This window comes from Salmonella sp. SAL04202, from assembly GCF_046550775.1.
GTDB classification, from domain to species: Bacteria; Pseudomonadota; Gammaproteobacteria; order Enterobacterales; family Enterobacteriaceae; genus Salmonella; species Salmonella enterica.
Genome location: NZ_JBGDXK010000001.1, coordinates 1,110,125 through 1,131,060, shown reverse-complemented (window position 1 = coordinate 1,131,060; position 20,936 = coordinate 1,110,125). Strand labels below are relative to the sequence as shown.

The 20,936-nt window shown below is 44.7% G+C and carries 25 protein-coding genes; 2 read left to right on the top strand and 23 right to left on the bottom strand.

From position 1 onward, the window contains the following. The 23 genes from ssaN to spiC all read right to left on the bottom strand — a co-directional run bounded on the left by ssaN (position 1) and on the right by spiC (position 16,994). Positions 1-1,302, bottom strand: coding sequence for a SctN family type III secretion system ATPase SsaN (ssaN, locus tag ACLJQJ_RS05675; protein WP_000787210.1), 1,302 nt, complete (start codon positions 1,300-1,302; stop codon positions 1-3). Beyond that, on the bottom strand, positions 1,292-3,337 hold the full coding sequence (gene ssaV, locus ACLJQJ_RS05670; RefSeq protein ID WP_001258221.1) for an SPI-2 type III secretion system apparatus protein SsaV: 2,046 nt from the start codon (positions 3,335-3,337) through the stop codon (positions 1,292-1,294). Before ssaV ends, ssaN begins: the two co-directional genes overlap by 11 nt. Beyond that, a complete protein-coding gene (gene ssaM / locus ACLJQJ_RS05665) occupies positions 3,322-3,690 on the bottom strand; it encodes an SPI-2 type III secretion system apparatus protein SsaM (RefSeq protein ID WP_000383700.1) in 369 nt (122 codons plus the stop codon). Before ssaM ends, ssaV begins: the two co-directional genes overlap by 16 nt. A gap of 57 nt (positions 3,691-3,747) precedes the next feature. Then, on the bottom strand, positions 3,748-4,764 hold the full coding sequence (ssaL, locus tag ACLJQJ_RS05660) for an SPI-2 type III secretion system apparatus protein SsaL (RefSeq protein WP_077916086.1): 1,017 nt from the start codon (positions 4,762-4,764) through the stop codon (positions 3,748-3,750). Further along, complete coding sequence (gene ssaK, locus ACLJQJ_RS05655) at positions 4,730-5,404, bottom strand: SPI-2 type III secretion system apparatus protein SsaK (protein WP_045340890.1); 675 nt, start codon at positions 5,402-5,404, stop codon at positions 4,730-4,732. The genes ssaL and ssaK overlap by 35 nt, the downstream gene beginning before the upstream one ends. Continuing rightward, entirely contained in the window at positions 5,401-5,949 is a 549-nt protein-coding gene (locus ACLJQJ_RS05650; protein WP_045341269.1) for a type III secretion system domain-containing protein, read from the bottom strand. The genes ssaK and ACLJQJ_RS05650 overlap by 4 nt, the downstream gene beginning before the upstream one ends. A 17-nt stretch (positions 5,950-5,966) precedes the next feature. After that, positions 5,967-6,716, bottom strand: coding sequence for an SPI-2 type III secretion system apparatus lipoprotein SsaJ (ssaJ, locus tag ACLJQJ_RS05645; protein WP_000862878.1), 750 nt, complete (start codon positions 6,714-6,716; stop codon positions 5,967-5,969). After that, the gene (gene ssaI, locus ACLJQJ_RS05640) at positions 6,713-6,961 is read right to left on the bottom strand and encodes a SctI family type III secretion system inner rod subunit SsaI (RefSeq protein WP_001562742.1); all 249 of its coding nucleotides are present in this window, start codon (positions 6,959-6,961) and stop codon (positions 6,713-6,715) included. Before ssaI ends, ssaJ begins: the two co-directional genes overlap by 4 nt. Before the next feature lie 11 nt (positions 6,962-6,972). Further along, positions 6,973-7,263: an EscG/YscG/SsaH family type III secretion system needle protein co-chaperone gene (locus ACLJQJ_RS05635; protein ID WP_000444713.1), complete on the bottom strand. Its 291-nt coding sequence runs from the start codon at positions 7,261-7,263 to the stop codon at positions 6,973-6,975. After that, entirely contained in the window at positions 7,241-7,456 is a 216-nt protein-coding gene (gene ssaG / locus ACLJQJ_RS05630; protein ID WP_000350227.1) for a type III secretion system needle filament protein SsaG, read from the bottom strand. Before ssaG ends, ACLJQJ_RS05635 begins: the two co-directional genes overlap by 23 nt. Before the next feature lie 93 nt (positions 7,457-7,549). After that, positions 7,550-8,239 (bottom strand): pathogenicity island 2 effector protein SseG, encoded by a 690-nt coding sequence (sseG, locus tag ACLJQJ_RS05625; RefSeq protein WP_000805835.1) that lies wholly within the window; start codon positions 8,237-8,239, stop codon positions 7,550-7,552. Beyond that, positions 8,236-9,018, bottom strand: a complete 783-nt coding sequence (sseF, locus tag ACLJQJ_RS05620; RefSeq protein WP_063809202.1) for a type III secretion systems effector SseF — start codon at positions 9,016-9,018, stop codon at positions 8,236-8,238. Before sseF ends, sseG begins: the two co-directional genes overlap by 4 nt. A 15-nt stretch (positions 9,019-9,033) precedes the next feature. After that, positions 9,034-9,468 (bottom strand): SycD/LcrH family type III secretion system chaperone SscB, encoded by a 435-nt coding sequence (sscB, locus tag ACLJQJ_RS05615; protein WP_000979963.1) that lies wholly within the window; start codon positions 9,466-9,468, stop codon positions 9,034-9,036. A gap of 51 nt (positions 9,469-9,519) precedes the next feature. Then, the gene (sseE, locus tag ACLJQJ_RS05610; protein WP_023209473.1) at positions 9,520-9,936 is read right to left on the bottom strand and encodes an LcrR family type III secretion system chaperone SseE; all 417 of its coding nucleotides are present in this window, start codon (positions 9,934-9,936) and stop codon (positions 9,520-9,522) included. A gap of 2 nt (positions 9,937-9,938) precedes the next feature. Further along, positions 9,939-10,526 carry an SPI-2 type III secretion system translocon protein SseD gene (gene sseD / locus ACLJQJ_RS05605; RefSeq protein WP_063809201.1) on the bottom strand — a complete coding sequence of 196 codons (588 nt, stop codon included), beginning with the start codon at positions 10,524-10,526 and terminating at the stop codon, positions 9,939-9,941. A gap of 15 nt (positions 10,527-10,541) precedes the next feature. Further along, positions 10,542-11,996 carry a type III secretion system translocon protein gene (locus tag ACLJQJ_RS05600; protein WP_063809200.1) on the bottom strand — a complete coding sequence of 485 codons (1,455 nt, stop codon included), beginning with the start codon at positions 11,994-11,996 and terminating at the stop codon, positions 10,542-10,544. 2 nt (positions 11,997-11,998) lie between these two features. Beyond that, positions 11,999-12,472: a SycD/LcrH family type III secretion system chaperone SscA gene (gene sscA / locus ACLJQJ_RS05595; RefSeq protein ID WP_000711023.1), complete on the bottom strand. Its 474-nt coding sequence runs from the start codon at positions 12,470-12,472 to the stop codon at positions 11,999-12,001. Continuing rightward, on the bottom strand, positions 12,469-13,059 hold the full coding sequence (sseB, locus tag ACLJQJ_RS05590) for an SPI-2 type III secretion system translocon protein SseB (protein ID WP_063809199.1): 591 nt from the start codon (positions 13,057-13,059) through the stop codon (positions 12,469-12,471). The genes sscA and sseB overlap by 4 nt, the downstream gene beginning before the upstream one ends. A 6-nt stretch (positions 13,060-13,065) precedes the next feature. Continuing rightward, positions 13,066-13,392 (bottom strand): SPI-2 type III secretion system chaperone SseA, encoded by a 327-nt coding sequence (gene sseA, locus ACLJQJ_RS05585; RefSeq protein ID WP_000972855.1) that lies wholly within the window; start codon positions 13,390-13,392, stop codon positions 13,066-13,068. Between the two features lie 263 nt (positions 13,393-13,655). Beyond that, the gene (gene ssaE, locus ACLJQJ_RS05580; protein WP_000210204.1) at positions 13,656-13,898 is read right to left on the bottom strand and encodes a YscE family type III secretion system co-chaperone SsaE; all 243 of its coding nucleotides are present in this window, start codon (positions 13,896-13,898) and stop codon (positions 13,656-13,658) included. A 7-nt stretch (positions 13,899-13,905) separates the two neighbouring features. Further along, positions 13,906-15,117 (bottom strand): SctD family type III secretion system inner membrane ring subunit SsaD, encoded by a 1,212-nt coding sequence (gene ssaD, locus ACLJQJ_RS05575; RefSeq protein ID WP_063809080.1) that lies wholly within the window; start codon positions 15,115-15,117, stop codon positions 13,906-13,908. Next, on the bottom strand, positions 15,098-16,591 hold the full coding sequence (gene spiA, locus ACLJQJ_RS05570) for an SPI-2 type III secretion system protein SpiA (protein WP_000261287.1): 1,494 nt from the start codon (positions 16,589-16,591) through the stop codon (positions 15,098-15,100). The genes ssaD and spiA overlap by 20 nt, the downstream gene beginning before the upstream one ends. Before the next feature lies 1 nt (position 16,592). After that, positions 16,593-16,994, bottom strand: a complete 402-nt coding sequence (gene spiC, locus ACLJQJ_RS05565; protein ID WP_001562740.1) for an SPI-2 type III secretion system protein SpiC — start codon at positions 16,992-16,994, stop codon at positions 16,593-16,595. Positions 16,995-17,394: 400 nt separating this feature from the next. On the opposite strand from spiC, the gene ACLJQJ_RS05560 reads away from it, so the two are divergent. Further along, positions 17,395-20,157, top strand: coding sequence for a hybrid sensor histidine kinase/response regulator (locus tag ACLJQJ_RS05560; RefSeq protein ID WP_063809081.1), 2,763 nt, complete (start codon positions 17,395-17,397; stop codon positions 20,155-20,157). Between the two features lie 30 nt (positions 20,158-20,187). Further along, positions 20,188-20,826 carry a two component system response regulator gene (locus tag ACLJQJ_RS05555; RefSeq protein ID WP_000666334.1) on the top strand — a complete coding sequence of 213 codons (639 nt, stop codon included), beginning with the start codon at positions 20,188-20,190 and terminating at the stop codon, positions 20,824-20,826. Positions 20,827-20,936: the final 110 nt, after the last annotated feature.

The following is a 20,936-nucleotide window of genomic DNA, read 5'->3' as shown; positions in this document are numbered from 1 at the left end:
TCACTCGGTGAGTATTTGGTGTAATTTTTCTATGAGTAGCTCGGGTCCGCATACTTCATCCTTACTTTGTCGCAAAAATGTGCAAATATCCGGATAGGTATCAATGGCTTTGTCAGTATCTGTATCAACTCCTCGCTGGTATTCCCCAATGCGTATTAATAGTTCAACCTCCTGGTAAAGCGCCAGGCACCGTCGCAAAATCGCCGCCAGTTGACGATGCTCATGGCTGGTAACGACTGGAAAAACGCGGCTGAGCGTTGCCAACACGTCAATGGCAGGATAATGCCCCCTCTCTGCAAGCCGTCGGGATAGCACAATATGTCCGTCAAGCAGTGAACGGACTTCATCCGCCAACGGCTCATTCATATCATCGCCTTCCACCAGTACCGTATAAAATGCGGTAATACTGCCTTTTTCTCCCATTCCTGTACGTTCTAAAAGTCGTGGCAATGCACTAAATACGCCTGGCGGATATTCTCCAGAAACCGCGGTCTCTCCGGCGGCCAGAGCGATTTCCCGTGCGGCCCTGGCATAACGCGTCAGTGAGTCGGCAAGCAAGACGACTCGCTTTCCATTATCGCGAAAAAATTCTGCTATCGTGGTGGCCACAAACAGCGCCCTCACGCGCTCTAAGGCGGGTCTGTCAGAGGTTGCGACAACAATGACACAACGTTTTCGGGTCTCTTCAGACAGTGTAAAATCGATGAACTCGCGGACTTCTCGTCCACGTTCACCAATTAACACCAGAACATTGCAGTCTGCGTCTGGCGCATTACACAGCATCGCCAGAAGCGTGCTTTTCCCCACGCCAGGAGCAGAAAAAATACCCACTCGTTGCCCTTCACCACAGGTCGCAACGCTATCAATAGCGCGAATCCCCGTCATTAATGGTTGAGTGATAGGCTGTCGAACCATTGCGGGAGGAGGCATTGCATCATAGTCTTTCCAGCAGACGTCGGGCAGTTCGCGGCCATCAAGGGGACGACCAAAACCATCAATGACTCGCCCTAATAACGCTTCGCCCACAGGAACCTGATGGCGTCGCCTTAAGGCCATCACTTGCTGCCCGCAGTGAAGCCCGATAGTACTCGTAAAAGGAGATAGCAAAGCTTTGCTGCCATTAATCCCCACGACTTCAGCAAGTTCTTCTCCAGGCTTTATACAGCACAACTCACCCATAAATACCCCAGGTAACCACGCATTTAACAACGTTGCGCTGACATCCTGAATTCGGCCCCATCGACAATAACCATCGGGGGGCGGATATTTCAGCCTCAGACGTTGCATCAATTCATTCTTCATTGTCCGCCAACTCCTCTTCGCTAAGGTCAATACTTTCTACCACTTGTATAAGGCTCTCCTCTCCTAATTCCTGCCATGACAAAATCGGTACGTCGAACAAGGTGGCTTCTGTAATTTTTCGCAAGAAACGTCGGGTGTCGACAGAAGTGACAATGAATAATTTGGCTGACTGCTTCAGCGCCTGCTCGATAAGTTGCAGGATCTGCGTCTTATGACGAGACGACAGCGCAGTATAGGTCCCCATTGCCGTCTGGCGAATGGATTCACGCACGAGGTTCTCAATACCTTCGCCGATCCGCAAAATCGGCAGCGGTTTTCCTTCCGGATTAAGACGACGCAGAATATGACGGCGAAGCGCGATACGGACATATTCTGTCAACATCAGGACATCTTTTTCACGTGGCGCCCAGTCAATTAAGGTGCCGAAAATAAGACGTAAATCTCTAATAGAAACCCGTTCTGATACAAGCCGTTGCAAAGTTTCAGCGATTTTATTAATGGGTAACTGGCGCTGAAGCTCTTTCACCAGCTCAGAGTAGTTTTTTTCCATCGCATTCATTAGATAACGCGTTTCCTGAACACCAATAAACTCTCCCATATGGCGAAGCAGGACACATTTTAATAAGGCAGAGATACGTTGGCTGCCCGCGAAAACGTCCAGTCCAAAACCTTGCGCCTTATGGGCCATGTCTTTTGTAAGCCAACAGATCTGTCCCATCCCGTTCGGTAACGTCTGGCTGTCACCCACCACACTAGCGTCCGCGCCTATCAATAAATAATCCGCCTGGGCGGGAATAGATAAACTAAATACGGGTTCCTGATATAGCAGTACCGTCAATTTTTCGGTGGGTTCAGGCAAAACCTCAATATTCACCTCAGGGAGAGGGACGCCGGTATCCTCAAATAAAAACCATCGCATGGCGTCAATATCACGAATCAGGTCGGCAGAATGTAACGTCGGGGTAAGACGTAAGATTAGAGGACATGCGCCGGGAACCATACTATCTTTTTCCGGCGCTTCGACGCCATTTGCGGAAACCACAGACTTTTTGCGGCGAATGAGGATAATTGGCAATGCTAACAACGCTGAAAAGAAAGCGAGAGTGATAAAAGGAAAGCCAGGAATTAAAGCGAGGAGCATTAAAACCACAGCGGTTAATATGAGCGACTGAGGTTGTCTGGCAATTTGAGAACTCAACTCTGTCGCCAGGTTCTGGCGTTTCTCACCCGGCACACGGGTGACAATAATTCCCGCGCTAAGGGAAATCAGCAGCGATGGAATTTGCCCACATAAACCATCTCCGATTGAAAGTACGCTATAAGTGTGAACAGCCTCACTCATCGACATATCATATTGCACGATAGCGATAATGATACCGCCGATAATGTTCACCAGAACAACAATAATACCGGCAATCGTATCGCCTTTAACAAATTTCATCGCACCGTCCATCGCACCGAGAAAGCGGCTTTCCTGCTGGACGTGCTGTCTTAATGTACGGGCATGGTCTGCATCGATAACTCCGGCACGCAAATCGCCATCGATACTCATTTGTTTGCCTGGCATCCCATCAAGCGAGAAACGTGCGCTAACTTCCGCCACCCTCTCGATACCTTTTGTAATGACAATAAACTGCACGATAGTAATGATGGTAAATACGACCAACCCAACGGTGAGATTTCCTCCTACGACAAACTTACCGAAGGCATCCACAATATTACCGGCATTATGTTGTAACAGTACCAGCCGTGATGTGCTGATTGTGAGTGACAAACGATATAATGTAGTAATAAGTAATAAAGACGGAAATACCGATAAATCGAGAGGGTCACTAAGATAAATAGCAATTAAGAGCAGGATCACTGAAAACATAAGGTTGATAGTAATCAGGATATCAACCATCCAGGTCGGTAAAGGTAACAGCATCATCACAATAGCGATTAATAACACCGTCGCCAGAACCATATCCTGCCGACCCGCGCATACACTGAGCCACTGTTGCGCCCTGATTCCCTCACCTAACCATGAACGCATTGCGACTCCAGAAATTTTATTTGTCGATGATGTAATCGTAACCAGAGCTCGGCGGAGCTGGAAAGAGGAGGAGAACAGCTCATTGCAAGCCCATCGCGCAACAAAAATAATCGCTGCGGAATACCCTGGAACGCTGCAGGTTTCCAGTGAGTTAAGGCTTTAAAAAGCAGATCTTCGTCTAAGAAGGTTTGCTTGAGTATCTGACATAAGTGAATACGACCGTTATGATAGTTTAGATAGGTTTCATATTGTCCTTGCCGCCAGAACATATTGGTTGCTAAAGGCCGTTCAGCTAATCCTGCTAATTGAATAAAAAGCTGAATATTACGTTCAGTAATGAGATCCCAATCCATCCTGACGCCTCATGATGAGCCAGAAAGCCAATTTACCTAAATATTGAAAGCCAGGTATCAGAATAAAACCTGATTTATCTTTACTTCACGAAGCGTTTCGAGAATTTGTTCACGTTGATCTTCGTCGTTAAAACAGTTATCGGGTATCAGCATAAACTGCGCATCAAGTTGTTGGAGTAACCGATTGAACATCTTCGATGAAGAAACTATAGCGGTAAGTCTATCAAGCAACCAATCACTGAAAAGCCAGCGCTCACAAATAATATCGAGTAGTAGTGGCAGTAATGTATTAGGCGGCAACTGGCAAATCCACTCCTCACGCTGGCACTCTTTTTCAAGGCCAAGGAATAACAACAAACGACGCAAACGTACTAATGCTGCGGCCAAACGACTTTGCTCCGAAGGTTCGATGCATATGCTAAGTTCAAAGGCTATTGCTCTTAGCAAAATACGGACCCGTTCACAGCGATCCGGCCAGTCTGCCACGCGTCTGAACCACTGCGATAAGGGCATTTCATCGTTGTCTATCGCCTGTTGCATAAAACGCTTCAGCGAGGACAGCGTAGCGGTATCCACTTCGCCAAGTTCCAGTAAACTAAAAACGGCAAGTTCCCATCCCTCCTCCGCTGTAAGCGTATCCAGTTGCGATTGCAAATCGCGTTTTTTCTTTTTTGACAACCCGCCGGCAGTAAGCGCCATTGCAAGAGCGATAATTTGATACGCATTCTGTAAATCAGGATCACTATTCTCTTCGGTAAGCGGACGCAACGTTGCCCCATTATCCTCCTGTATTTGTTTTATCAAACGCAGCAAAGCCTGCTGTCTGCGCTCCAGTTTCTCAGCATCCGTGAATTTATAACTTTCGCGCAGTTTACCACTCAGCGCCATTCCTATTTCTTCCATCGTCTCATAGAGCGCTGCCCCCGTCGTTTCCTGTAACTCCTGGAGAGCTAACATTGAAGGCGAAATAACCTCTTGTTCCTCTATAACCTGACCAGGGGTAAATGCTGTAGGGGGCGTCATTTTTATCTCATTAATTTTAATATTCATCGCTACCTCTTTTATCTTCACCATTACGTAACCATTTCAGTAACGCGTTGAAATGACGAGAAAGTGAAAATTCAACGGCATATCGTGTTGAGGAAAGTTCAGCCTGATCGGGAGAGAAACCAGGCTCGATAATCAACGTAAACCGCTTGCCAAAAGTTTCACGCATCAATGCCTCTTTTTCAGGATGAATACGCAAATAAAGCGCTCCCTCTTCCGCCATAGCCGTGGCCTGGCGTGCCAGACGATGGCACATAACATTGTCTACCGACTGTTGGTCGAACCAGGCCAACAGAACCTGTTCTATACTATTCTTAATATGATGCGCTGCGTGATCGACCAATGAACGAAATTGATTTTCATCGTCTTGTAAATGTTTTACATGCTGTTCCAGCCATTCCACTTCCATTTTTTCCAGCGTATTTTTACGCAAGCACGCTAGTTCTTGTTGCTGCTCAACTTTCTGTTCACGCTGATAACGATAGGCGTCTCGGATGATTTTTTCAGCCTTACGGTAAGCGGAGCTCACAATAGCATGTGAAACTCTCTTAGCTTGTTGCTCTTGTGCAAATAAAGTTAATTGTAATGTTATCCACGGTGACTCAATAATATTTCGAGCGGGTAGCTTATGGTTAATTTCCGTCAGAGGAAGTGAAGTAAAACTCATAGCAAATGCTCCATGAAGATAATCTCGGTAAGAGAAGTCTTCGGCCAAAGTATACGCTGCGGAGGGGGTAATAATACTAATAGCGCATGTAAAACCGCATCATCATGCGCTTCCCGATTAAGAATGGCGGTACCGATCTGCAATGCAGTTTGTTGCATCACTTGCGGAGGAAGTAATTTGCCATCTCTTTGCCCCAACCAACCATATAGCTGCCAGATCTCATCCTCGCTAAACCACTGTAGAAGCAATTGCCGATACTCTGGTAGCATAAAATAGTCACTACACCTGAGTTTGAATAATCCCAGCCCAAAGGCAAATGCCGATATACGCGGCGCAAGACGAACCTGCCGTATTTGCCTGTCATTTAAACAGGCTGGAATAACAGAGCTTCCTCTTAGTCTATTTAACGCTCTGTCAAGAAGACGATCCAACTCGGGCCGATCGCCATAACGCCAGCAGTTTGAAGGATGAAAACCCAGCTTATCCAGCCATTCCGGTACAGCGTAACGAGCAGGTTGCCAGAAATAACGATAAAGTTGCAACACCTCGGGATCAGGTCGGCTCAAAAACGGCGTCTCAGGCAAAAATAGCCGATCAGGATGCCCACTCCTAATAACAGTCCTGTCAACGATAACATCAACTGATAAGGGTATTTCATCAACCACTTCTCCACCTTCCCTTTATTGGCGTTGATCACGTCCATAATCCAGAATGTTTGTCTCGCGGGTACATCAGGTACCATTCTGAATTCAGCAGGCTGCATCAAGATACTAATCTTACTGTATTGCAACCCAGGGATTGACATCTCTATTAAATCTTTAATTTTTACCCGAAAGGCCTCCATATTGACCTGAGGTGAATATTTTATAAATACGGCAACTGAGCTCGGAGAAGCGTTACTTCCCTCATCATAAGTCGGTAGCGCAATGGTCACTTTTGCATTAATCACGCCCTCCATCTGACTCAGCATTCCTTCAATTCTTTGTTCTTTTAAAAAATTAATCTTCTGCTGTTCTTCCTGGGGTGATACCACTAACTGATTAGCCGGAAACATCTTATCCGCCGTTGTAAACTGACGATGCGGATAACCGTTAAGTCTAAGTAGCTCAACCGCATTAATAAACTGCGACTGCTCGACACGTAAGGTAACACCGTCCTCTTCCTGTTTTTTTTCCGCATCGATATGATGCTGCATAAGTAATGCCAGCATTTGATTCGCCTCATCCTCTGGCAATGAGCGATAAAGATCCACATCACATGCCGTAAGAAAGAACGTAAGGACAGTAAGAAATACTATACGATGAACCTTCATGTCATGCTATCCAGCTTATTAAGCGCTTGCGATGCTGCGCCTGATATTCTGGCAAGATAATCGACGCCTACCGTTAACTGCATATAATCCATTTGTCTGGTCAACATAACCTGCGGTAATAAAGCACTGGCGTTACTGGTGGATGCATCATCTTTCAGCAATTGTTCAAAAAAATTAATTTGCTCCTGGCTCGGTTCTGCAGAGGACTTTACATAAGATTGAGTGCTTACAGGCACTACGCTCATATCAGAAATATTCAATTTTCAAACCCCTCATTTGGTGCAGGAAATAACAGACGCAGCGCCATAGCCTCTGGCAAATCAATATCCGATAAAATTTTCGCGGCTTTTAGCGGCTCATTTAAACCCGCCAATAATAATGCCAGACATACCAACTGTAATTTTTTATCCGGAACAATAACCGTTAGCGCTGGTAACATCGCATGTACCTGGGAAATCAAGCTATGGTTAACGCCCGCAAACATGATTTCCAGCAGCAACCTTCGAACATCGTCGCTAATAACTTCAGATTTTAGCAATGATTCCACTAAGCATATCCTTGATCATTTTGATCATTGAACTTTCGTAATTAATAAATGTAGAATACTGCTGTAAGGCAAATTGCACTTTAATCATCGATTCTGGGTTTAGCAAATCATTACCATTCATTTTGTCATTAATGGCCTGACCTGCCTGGTGCGCCATATGGGAGAGCATATCCACTAATTGTGCAATATCCATAATGCTTTTCCTTAAAATAAATACATCGTAAGGATACTGGCAACATAGCAAAATTTTGAAAGCAATGAACATCCGGTATATACCTGAAAACGATTACTCCGGCGCACGTTGTTCTGGCGTCACCTGAGCCAGCAAACGATATAATGGGCTGCTGACCTGCATACCGGTCATTGCCATCCCATCCATACCGAAGCGAGTAAAACTCATTAGTCCATAGGTAATATCATTAAGACGCTCTAATAAATGAGGCTGTAATCCCAAACTACCACTCCAGTATGAATGCGTCATTACCGTCGCGGTTAAGGCTAATCTACCGCCCAGGGAGACGGCTTTAGCAATCGCCATACTTTTGCGTTGATTGGCGAAACAATTAGCAATATAAAAAACGGCATTGCCTATACTGTCGTGAGCCATAGGCAAATGATGTTTATGATGGTAGATAAGACAGGCGACATCCGCGATGGCAATAGCAAGGCCAATCCCTGCCAGGGCTACGAGCGGCGCGCCTCCACCACTTAGCACTGTTAATGCTATTCCAGCGGAACAGCATAAAATCTGTCCGCCCAAAATAACCGTTTGCCAACTAAAAATTTCTTTTGGAAAACACTCTATCACTCGTTTCGCAAGTCCGGCCAATAACCGCTCTTTTCCTTGTTGAGGACCTATTCTACCACTCTCCATATTGGTTTCCGGATGTGGCAATGAAGGACATGGAGGTGATTCCTCAGGCGCGTTAACAGGACGTTGCCCTGCTACCTGAGCATTTGGGCTAACAGGTTTCATGGTTCTCCCCGAGATGTATGACCAGAACTGTCCATTAATGCAGGTGCAGTAGCAGATTGACAGAGCGCTGCCATTTGTTCTGCCAATAACACACTGGGATCGGTATGAAGTTCATCAACAGAATTTTCCTGATCGTCGCCAGAGGGGCGGGCAAGGCAATAATCCAGTACCGCACCTATCGCCGTCAGGCTAACGGAGGTAATTACACTCCCCATGTCCAAAGAGGCCGCAATATTTTCAGCGGCGGGCAGCGGAAACTGTAGGTGTATAACCAACGAAGAAATAGCGATTCCTGAACGTATTAATAAAGAAAGACAATTAGCAAGGGTGTTAGCGCAGTTAAGACTTGCCCCACATTTTAAGGCCAGCGCACTGACCACAAGAGCAACGCTATCACTGGCGGTTTGTAACGGCTCCTTTTGCTGACATATCAATTGATAATTATGATACGCACAGCAAGCATCCCCAATAGCAATCACGAGCGCCGCCCCCGCAAGAATAGCAATGGGTAATCCTGCCCCGCCAGAAATTACCGCTGCAGCAACCGATAATCCAAACACGACAGTCGCGCCCAGCGCACGAATAGTGTATTGCATAAAATGTATAGCATAATCCCTCTGCTGCCTTATTTGTTCAGGCGTAAGCAGCACAGGGGCTGCGGGGGTGCCAGGGGCTGGAATTTCAGGGGGAGGAAACGATGCCTCCTTCGCTTGTATATCGGAAGGAGGACTATTACCATCGACTATATTGCTTGCCGCTGACGGAATATGAATTTTCATATTTCGTTCTGTTATTTAAGCAATAAGAGTATCAACCATTATTTGCGCATTCTGGCGAATCTCACTCCATGAGGCATCCGCATAACTCATCTTGATTGCGGTTTGAAAAGCCTCTCTCGCCAACCCGGGTTCCCCCATCATTTTGAGACAGACGCCCGTTTGGTAAACCGGTTCTGGATGGCTGGCATCCAGCATCAAGGCATGTCCATAGAAATTAATGGCTGTCGTGTATTCTTTAAGCATCATCCAGGTGCCAGCCAATGCAATATGGGCACGCCAACTCCATGGCTGGGCCATCACCAGCCAACTAAAATCGATTACGGCGCGCGAATAATCCCCCTCCTGCCATGAGGCGTAACCACTGGCATAAACGGTTTCGGGATCAACGGATAATAGCTGTTTCAGAATGTCTTCGGGTATTTTATTTTTCTGATCTTCTTTCATCATCATACCTATTGATTGTTATTTTCACGTGATAATGATTTACGTCAGGAAGGTTATTTAAAAACGTCGCTGGATAAGATGCTCGGCGGATAAAACTGTCCAGTTATCGCCATCAAGCTGTGTAAAGGTCGCTCCCATTACTGTCAGGATGCGCAATAATTTCCTGCGTAGCATGGCTTTTTTTTCATCCAGAACGTCGGTGATTATCAACATCTTTAAACATGTTAACTGCGGGTGATGCACAAATATCCCGCGTAAAAGTCCCAGTAAGCGAAACAATTGCTGTGGTCGAGGTTGCCCGGGCGTCAGGCGCCTGAACTCACAAATAATCATTTCTTTTGCCTCAATACGATAGATCACCAGGTAAGGCGATAATATAAACTGTTGCCCAAGTAATATGGCGGTCTCCCCTAAATATGCAGGCTCAGTAAACACCTGATGCCGACGCAACCATTGCTCTATTTCTTGCACCATGTTTACCTCGTTAATGCCCGGAGTATTTCAGCAAGAACCGCGACCAGTGACGACCCCACGCCCATGATTTGTTGCATAATTTCAGTTGCTTTCTCCATAATTTCCGTCAGGGATTTATTATAAGATTGGGCCCCATTTTGTTGCAGGTCGGCAATCGCTTTATCCTGATCACTTTGACGTTGCGCTACACCAGCCCCCAGGCCCATGACGCCCCCAGCTGTGTGGCCTACGGCTTGACCCGCTATAAGACCGGTTTCCCCGCCTACAGCCCCTAATCCTATCGTCAGCACGCCCGACAATATTGCACCGCCCGCATTAATCATTGATGCTCTAAACGCTTCATCAATTGTTTTCATTTGCGTCTGTAAAACATTGACCTGTAGTCCCCAGGCCAGCTGTTGTTTTACTACGTTATAGTCGCGCATGATATTGCGCAGCTTTTTGGCAAGCTCCATTAGCTTCATCCAGATATCATCAAATAACAGAAGCATTGATTCAGTACCCATTCCCTCCCCGGAGGGAGATTGACTGGAAGAAGACGTTAACCAGGAAGGCGCTGGTAATACCAGTGCTACGTTACTCGCTTCCATATTTTTATCCTCAGATTAAGCGCGACAGCCAGCTATTCTCGACTGAACGCTACTATAGTGATCAATGGTATCTAATACATCTCTAAGCGCGGCACCGCTACTCTTATAAAGCTCCTCTAAGCGTTTTTGTTCTAACTTTTTTTGGTCTTCCGTTTGTTGCATTATGAAATCCAGAAACCGTTGCTGAGTTATTAATTGCTCTATTTTCTTTTCGAGCTTCGCTTTATCTGCGTTAACCATGCCAGTATTCATCTGATTGGCACCCTCGGTTGCACATCTGATAGCCTGTAAGCCTTTAAATGAACAATCACTCAGTAAGGCATACAGGATTTTTTTGAACATATTCCAGAGAACTTTATTACGAAAATTTTTTAACAGAAACTTTCCCCCTTCCTGCGCATATTTTTCCAGGGCTTCTTTTGCCGCTTCTTTTGCCATGGCTTTCACCCCCGCTTTCGTAAAACTTTTTCCCGCATTTTTTGTCATATTTTTTTCTACGTTACGAGAAAATTCGGCAGACTCCTCTTCCATCTCACCCGGCGAAACCATTTCACGTTCAATCGCCTCAAATTGTTTGGAAAAATTTTCGCTCACCTCTTCGCCAAACTTTTCAGCCAACTCCTCTATTTCTGCTTCCCCTGCACCTACCATACGCTCAACCATTTCTTCGCCTAAGCCGGAGTCAAGCACTTTTTCAGCTGCGCCAGATAAGCCTCTCGTCGCCATAAAAGCACGACCAATCTGGAAAACATCCAGTGCCATCGCGACGACTTCACAACCAACTTGAATTTTACTTGCCACGTCAATAATCGCCTGACAGGTATCGTGGTCAGCACCGCACATCATTGCCGTTTCAGCTCCGGCTTTAACCATTCCTGCACAACCTGCGGCTATATAAGCTACGCCGCTAGCCATTTCTGCGGGATTACCGGACAGAAAACCTTCCACAACTTTTAAGGCGCCAATCACGGTTTCAAATATGCCGGTAAGCCAGTCAAAAATAGCGCCAAAAATGCCCGCTTTACGCGCTTTATCCTCCTGCTCTATCGCTTTCTGGATCTGCTCCTGATACTCCTTTACCTGCTTATCACGTAATGCATTTTGCACCTCAGTTGCCCGCTCAAGCTGTTGGCATAACGATTGAGCGTTATTACCAAAGACGTTGAGTATTAATGACGTCATCATCATTGATAAAACAGTGGGATTGATATGCAAAAAGTCAGGCAATGATGGACGCTTATGATCTCCGGGTACGGCATCAAGCAGTTGCTTCAACGCATTGCTTGCCTCCTGAAGACTAATTTTCCCTGATAACAGGCACGCGGCGTTGCCATCGCCAAAAGTAGAATTCACACGATGCTGGCGCTTTCCCAGCGAACCCGAGGAAACGCAACTGACATTGCTTAAGTGATGATGTGTTAAGGCGGTTACTCCTGCAGCGCTGTCGCTATTACTGTGAATTCGATTCATTTTTAGCTCCTGTCAGAAAGTTGCTGTAACATCTTTTCTGCACGCAGTCGGAGAATTTGATGTTCACTGACCTCGCCACAAATACGCACCACGGCCTTTAACGCTTTTATTGCATAACAGACGTTATCACACGCGAGGTAGCATTCCGCTGCGGCCCATGGCGCCTGCGGCGCATCAATCTTAATTTGCGCCGCGCGTCCATAAGCGTATATCGCTTCCCCCCAATGTTTTTGAGCCTGGCAGCATTCCCCTAACCGAAACCAGTAGTCAAATGACCAGGCATCATATATCGTCAGCAATTGAAAAAGTCGCGCTGCGCCGGCGAACTCTTTTACCTCCATAAGCTGCATGGCATAGCGATACAGAGTATTAAGCGGCTGTGTAACATCGTCATCCAACAACATACGCAGCGAGCCGCCACGCCGGAAAAATCGCATCGTGTCATGAGCCTGTTGTAGGGTCGGGTCTTTTTTCATGAGTACGTTTTCTGCGCTATCATACTGGAAATCTCCCCCCACTTACTGATAAGCCCTGTCAGTTGGGTAAGGACAGCGTTAAGCTCCTGAGACATTTTTTGAATTGTTATCTGCCCCTGACTCATAAGATCGGTATTCCGGTTGGCGTCATTATCCAAAGCCGCTTTGACCGCCTGTAGACCACCTTTATCCAGCTTCCCATGATCACCATATTTAGCCATATATTCATCAATGGTCAGACCATCGATGAGAATACCATTATCACGCATGTATTTAATTACATCCTCAGGTACCTCCTCTTTGGTTTTAGCATCCCCTTTGGCTGCTTTAGCAATCACCTCATCCATCTCATTTGATTTTTCCTGGGTATTTCTGGCACGTTCAGCGTTCTGCTGGACTTCAATAAATTTATCGTTTGCGATAGCCTGAATAACCATAAGGAGAATAAGCAAAACACCATACCCTTCGGCAAACGGATTTTGCTGGGATAAGTCATCCTGCCCCCCGGTATCAGTGTTACTGACGCCGAAGCTATTTTTAAACACAATAGGGTTTTGATTTCCCCATAAGATGTTTCCTGAAGACATTATGCTTTACCTTTTTGTTTTTCCTGACGGTATCTCCACCGGGGCTTGAGCATTAAGTTGTTTCAGTCGTACTTCAAGTTGTTTAAACAAACTTACTATTTTCTTTAAATCCTTCTCGGCCTCCTGGTTAACCCCGGCAACGCCTTGTGGAAATAGGTTATGAAGAATACTCTCTGTCTCTCTGCTCTTTTTGGGGCTCTCTGCCCTTTCAGCAAGCTGTTGACTCACCTTAGCCCGGATTTGGTGAAATTTTTTAAGACAGTGATTTAGCTGCATGTAACTTTGCTCTAAATCACGATATTCACTAAACGCAGCCTTTTTCTTTATCATCATTCCCCTCCATATACACGATAGATAATTAACGTGCTAACTAAGAGCCTATCCCATTAGGGCTATTTTACTTGCCATTTTGGACCTGGGCAGTGCTCGCCAAAACGCGTTAGCGTTTTGAACGCCGCTAGCGGCGGCCCGAAGGGCGAGCGTAGCGAGTCAAACCTCACGTACTACGTGTACGCTCCGGTTTTTGCGCGCTGTCCGTGTCCAGGCTGGCTGCGCCAATTAACGCCTGGTGGGATAGGCTCTAAGATATTTTTACTTTACTCTTGCTCACTCACTACAAGTGCGCTGTTATGGTAACGATAATAAATAATGTTGATGATATTTTCGGCCTGCTCGATCGCTTCAAGCAATAAGGTGTTTTGCTGATATTGCTGCGGATCCTGTAACCTACCGTTGTTCTCTTCTAACTGTTTCCGGGCAGCCCTTAATTGTAAAATTATGCCTTTGGCCTCTTCACGCGAATGAAGCAGCAAATCTTCTAACCGGGTCAGAGTTGTCATTTTCCACTCACTTAAAATCTAATGGATAGTTAATCAAAGTATCATTATGTTTAATCGTTACCACATCGGCACTCAGATGGACAATTTCTCCCCCATTGGGTAACAATGCCCCTACACGTAAACGCTCTTTATTCGTCAGTAATAAGTAATTACCATGGCGACTCTGTACAAAGCCAGCCACTGGCGCAGGCAGATACTTGCTTTCATCATGAGAAGGCGCAATATCCTGATAAATTAAAGAAAGAGCGGGGTCCTTTTTCTTTAATGCTGCTAACGTTTCTTGCAAAATGCGTTGATGAGATTCATCCAGTACACCACTGATAACAAAAGAGCGCCGCATTGGCGTAACATTGACAAGCCCCACTAAACCGTTCTCTATTATCGCAGAAATAATATCATCCCCCTGAGACTGATGAGAATGGCTAATCTGCCAGTGCAATAACCCGGGAATATCTGCAAGTAATGGTTGAACCTTACGCCATTGCTGATCCATTTGTATATCATCATGAATTAACACGCTTCCCGGCCCTTCGCTGGATACTTCAGCATGCGGGTAACCCATTTTTATCAAAACATCCTGCACTTCTCGTATCAATAAGTCATCACAGATTACACCATCCCGATACATGACCCCCCATGATTCGAGAGTCGCTCTCACCTTTTGCATCTGTTCGCTTGACGAGCAATAACCGGACAACTGCAGGCTTCCATCTTCTTTCCATTGCGCCCGCACATAATGAATATTGCTTTTGTCTAATAAAAACTTAACCCGCAAAGGTAAATCATTTACCGTTTCAGGCTGACCGCCAATACTTAACAGGACACCCATTCCACCGATGAAAATCAAGAATACGCCAGCCAACCACCAGTACCCTGATCTGGAAACGGGTATTTGATAATCAGCAAGTTCACAATCCTGTTTACCAAACGCGATAGCCACTCCCGCAACCTGCAAAACCCCACTGGATGGTAGCGGCTTATTTGGATTAAATCTGCGGCCATTAACTCTAACTCTGGCTTTCCCGGCATCAACAAATAAACTATCTGCCTGTTCTCTCAGAATAATTTTTTCATTTATAGTAAGCGGAATACAAATATCGCATCCTTTCTCCCCCAGTGACAGGTTACCTTCATTCAGCCATACTTCCCGGCCTTGTAAAACGTGACCTAAAAAACGTATTTTCCAGGAGCTCTTTGGATTAACCATGAGATATGCCATTATTTACTACTGAGGCTTTAATCAAAAACAGCCTGATTACACTATGTACTTGAGTCGTATCATTGCGAAACAAATGGCCTACGACAGGAATATCGCCCAATAAAGGGATTTTGTTTTGCGAGTGGATTTGTTTACCTTGTTTAAATCCTCCCAGCAATAGACTCTGTCCGGCTAATAATGTGGCTTGCGAAGCAATTTCAGAATTTTGCACTTCGGGTAGCGGATCTGTTTCGCTTTGCGTATCACTTTGTTGTCCATCCTGAATATTAAGATTAAGCATTATTTTTTGCGTGCCATTGTCATTTAACAAGCGAGGTGTAACGCGCAACAAAGAACCCGTAGTGATGGATTCAAGTTTAGCCACTTTTTCTCCCTGCAGTTTGGTATAGAAAGTAATATTTTTATCCAGCACAGCCTGGATATTATTTAAAGTCACCACAGATGGCTGGGAAAGTACATAAGCCTGAGAGCTTTTTTCCAGGGCATTCAAACGCACCATAAAGTTTGAGGTATCGCTGATTACCGTTGAAAAACCGCTAGCACCGCCGTCATTCAAACCTGTATTGAACGCAATTTTCTTGCCACCCAGCGACACTGCCGTTCCCCAGTCGATACCTAACTGGTTAATATCTCCAGCATTAACATCGATAATTTTCACCGAAATCTCTATCATCTGCTGGCGTTGATCTAATTCTGTGATGAGTTTCCGATACCCGGCCATATTGGCCGCATAATCACGAACGATCACTGCATTCTGGCGTGGGTCGGCAGCAAACATGGGCAATGCCTGTGTAGCGGGTGAACCATTGGTCGTCGATGACGCCGGTACGCTGGTTTTACTCATCTCACGCAATACACTCACGACCCCTGGAACCACGACGGACTGATCGCGATATTGGTATTGGGTATCCATCGCAGTGGCATACTTAAGCGTGTATATACTTACACTTACCGCACTGTCTTTTCGTTTGATTAACGCATTATCCAGCACTGAAGCTAATTGACTAATACGAGTCAGACAGCTGGGAACACCGCTCACCTCCACAGCTCTGGTACCGGTAATTTCTTTAACCTCGCATCCCGGTGATGAAAGGATATTCTGGCTGCGTAAGTAATGAATGAACCGCCCAGTAGATAAAATATTGAAAGTGATAACCTGATGTTTTAATAACGATGCAGGATATACATATAACATGCTGCCATCAAACCAGGTAAGCAAATCATATTGTGCTGCCAGGTTATTCAAAATATCGACCGGTGGTCCAGGCGGAATTTTTCCACTAAATGTAGCTGTTATCAATGGGCTAATAGTAATAGCCGTATCATAGTTCTCTGAGAGCAGATGTAAAACCTCTGCTAATGGCATTTGTCTGGCATAAAGGGTGAAGTCATTACCTTTCCATGATAACTCATCACTCTTTGCTGTATTGAGTATAAATAGTAAAATTAAGATTAAACGTTTATTTACTACCATTTTATACCCCACCCGAATAAAGTTTATGGTGATTGCGTATTACATTTTTTAAAATGCATGTTAAAGCCAGGTGTTTTTCTATCTCAATAGCAATAAGCTCAGAGCTACTACTTGTGGTATAATAACCGTTTAACCATCCCCCATCCGCTGTGAGCTGTATAGCATAATCATGGACGTCCGGGTGTGCTGCAAGCAGTAGTGTCACATAGGCAAGACAAGGCTTAGGTAAGCTTTCCAGGTCATTTAAGAACAAAGAAATAGAAAATGCTTCTGAGAAAATTTCTCCTCTGGCAGGATGCCCATCAATAGTCATTATCCAGGATCGGCTATTACCTTCGGCCTTGATATCCTGAATTAATGGAATGCCTTTTAAAACTGCCAGCATGAATCCCTCCTCAGACATAAATGGGAGTTTCTATCAAATTCGCTCACAACCACATCCGTAAAAAGCCTGATTCACATTTATTTCGACTATACTCTTCTTGTACAATATCAGGATGCTGTCTACATATACCTTGTCACAGGCGATTCTATCATTCGGATTTTCCGATAAATTCACAATTACACTTTCAGCATTGACATAAAAAATTACAATTTGAAAAATTATTTATTAAATAAACTGTTACGATGTTTTTACATCGCCACCTTATTAAAAAGTAATTGTAGTCATCGACTGGGTTATATATGAAGAAATTTATCTTCCTAATGATAACACCATCGATTAATCTTCTGATGAAACTATATGTACTGCGATAGTGATCAAGTGCCAAAGATTTTGCAACAGGCAACTGGAGGAAAGCATTATGAATTTGCTCAATCTCAAGAATACGCTGCAAACATCTTTAGTAATCAGGCTAACTTTTTTATTTTTATTAACAACAATAATTATTTGGCTGCTATCTGTGCTTACCGCAGCTTATATATCAATGGTTCAGAAACGGCAGCATATAATAGAGGATTTATCCGTTCTATCCGAGATGAATATTGTACTAAGCAATCAACGGTTTGAAGAAGCTGAACGTGACGCTAAAAATTTAATGTATCAATGCTCATTAGCGACTGAGATTCATCATAACGATATTTTCCCTGAGGTGAGCCGGCATCTTTCTGTCGGTCCTTCAAATTGCACGCCGACGCTAAACGGAGAGAAGCACCGTCTCTTTCTGCAGTCCTCTGATATCGATGAAAAAAGCTTTCGTCGCGATAGTTTTATTCTTAACCATAAAAATGAGATTTCGTTATTATCTACTGATAACCCTTCAGATTATTCAACTCTACAGCCTTTAACGCGAAAAAGCTTTCCTTTATACCCAACCCATGCCGGGTTTTACTGGAGTGAACCAGAATACATAAACGGCAAAGGATGGCACGCTTCCGTTGCGGTTGCCGATCAGCAAGGCGTATTTTTTGGGGTGACGGTTAAACTTCCCGATCTCATTACTAAGAGCCACCTACCATTAGATGATAGTATTCGAGTATGGCTGGATCAAAACAACCACTTATTGCCGTTTTCATACATCCCGCAAAAAATACGTACACAGTTAGAGAATGTAACGCTGCATGATGGATGGCAGCAAATTCCCGGATTTCTGATATTACGCACAACCTTGCATGGCCCCGGATGGAGTCTGGTTACGCTGTACCCATACGGTAATCTACATAATCGCATCTTAAAAATTATCCTTCAACAAATCCCCTTTACATTAACAGCATTGGTGTTGATGACGTCGGCTTTTTGCTGGTTACTACATCGCTCACTGGCCAAACCGTTATGGCGTTTTGTCGATGTCATTAATAAAACCGCAACTGCACCGCTGAGCACACGTTTACCAGCACAACGACTGGATGAATTAGATAGTATTGCCGGTGCTTTTAACCAACTGCTTGATACTCTACAAGTCCAATACGACAATCTGGAAAACAAAGTCGCAGAGCGCACCCAGGCGCTAAATGAAGCAAAAAAACGCGCTGAGCAAGCTAACAAACGTAAAAGCATTCATCTTACGGTAATAAGTCATGAGTTACGTACTCCGATGAATGGCGTACTCGGTGCGATTGAATTATTACAAACCACCCCTTTAAACATAGAGCAGCAAGGATTAGCTGATACCGCCAGGAATTGTACACTGTCTTTGTTAGCTATTATTAATAATCTGCTGGATTTTTCACGCATCGAGTCTGGTCATTTCACATTACATATGGAAGAAACAGCGTTACTGCCGTTACTGGACCAGGCAATGCAAACCATCCAGGGGCCGGCGCAAAGCAAAAAACTGTCATTACGTACTTTTGTCGGTCAACATGTCCCTCTCTATTTTCATACCGACAGTATCCGTTTACGGCAAATTTTGGTTAATTTACTCGGGAACGCGGTAAAATTTACCGAAACCGGAGGGATACGTCTGACGGTCAAGCGTCATGAGGAACAATTAATATTTCTGGTTAGCGATAGCGGTAAAGGGATTGAAATACAGCAGCAGTCTCAAATCTTTACTGCTTTTTATCAAGCAGACACAAATTCGCAAGGTACAGGAATTGGACTGACTATTGCGTCAAGCCTGGCTAAAATGATGGGCGGTAATCTGACACTAAAAAGTGTCCCCGGGGTTGGAACCTGTGTCTCGCTAGTATTACCCTTACAAGAATACCAGCCGCCTCAACCAATTAAAGGGACGCTGTCAGCGCCGTTCTGCCTGCATCGGCAACTGGCTTGCTGGGGAATACGCGGTGAACCACCCCACCAGCAAAATGCGCTTCTCAACGCAGAGCTTTTGTATTTCCCCGGAAAACTCTACGACCTGGCGCAACAGTTAATATTGTGTACACCAAATATGCCAGTAATAAATAATTTGTTACCACCCTGGCAGTTGCAGATTCTTTTGGTTGATGATGCCGATATTAATCGGGATATCATCGGCAAAATGCTTGTCAGCCTGGGCCAACACGTCACTATTGCCGCCAGTAGTAACGAGGCTCTGACTTTATCACAACAGCAACGATTCGATTTAGTACTGATTGACATTAGAATGCCAGAAATAGATGGTATTGAATGTGTACAATTATGGCACGATGAGCCGAATAATTTAGATCCTGACTGCATGTTTGTGGCGCTATCCGCTAGCGTAGCGACAGAAGATATTCATCGTTGTAAAAAAAATGGGATTCATCATTACATTACCAAACCAGTGACGTTGGCTACCTTAGCTCGCTATATCAGTATTGCCGCAGAATACCAACTTTTACGAAATATAGAGCTACAGGAGCAGGATCCAAGTCGCTGCTCAGCGCTACTGGCGACAGATGATATGGTCATTAATAGCAAGATTTTCCAATCACTGGACCTCTTGCTGGCTGATATTGAAAATGCCGTATCGGCTGGACAAAAAATCGATCAGTTAATTCACACATTAAAAGGCTGTTTAGGTCAAATAGGGCAGACTGAATTGGTATGCTATGTCATAGACATTGAGAATCGCGTAAAAATGGGGAAAATCATCGCGCTGGAGGAACTAACCGACTTACGCCAGAAAATACGTATGATCTTCAAAAACTACACCATTACTTAATATTATCTTAATTTTCGCGAGGGCAGCAAAATGAAAGAATATAAGATCTTATTAGTAGACGATCATGAAATCATCATTAACGGCATTATGAATGCCTTATTACCCTGGCCTCATTTTAAAATTGTAGAGCATGTTAAAAATGGTCTTGAGGTTTATAATGCCTGTTGCGCATACGAGCCTGACATACTTATCCTTGATCTTAGCTTACCTGGCATCAATGGCCTGGATATCATTCCTCAATTACATCAGCGTTGGCCAGCAATGAATATTCTGGTTTACACAGCATACCAACAAGAGTATATGACCATTAAAACTTTAGCCGCAGGTGCTAATGGCTATGTTTTAAAAAGCAGTAGTCAGCAAGTTCTGTTAGCGGCATTGCAAACAGTCGCAGTAAACAAGCGTTACATTGACCCGACGTTGAATCGGGAAGCTATCCTGGCTGAATTAAAGGCTGACACGACCAATCATCAACTGCTTACTTTGCGCGAGCGTCAGGTTCTTAAACTTATTGACGAGGGGTATACCAATCATGGGATCAGCGAAAAGCTACATATCAGTATAAAAACCGTCGAAACACATCGGATGAATATGATGAGAAAGCTACAGGTTCATAAAGTGACAGAGTTACTTAACTGCGCCCGAAGAATGAGGTTAATAGAGTATTAACCAGGGGCATCCGATGGTATTAAGCATTGGTCATATTTTGATGAGCCTTACGCCACGCAGTATTGCTCATCATCGACAAAATCCATACGGATGCCCTGGTATGCCGCACC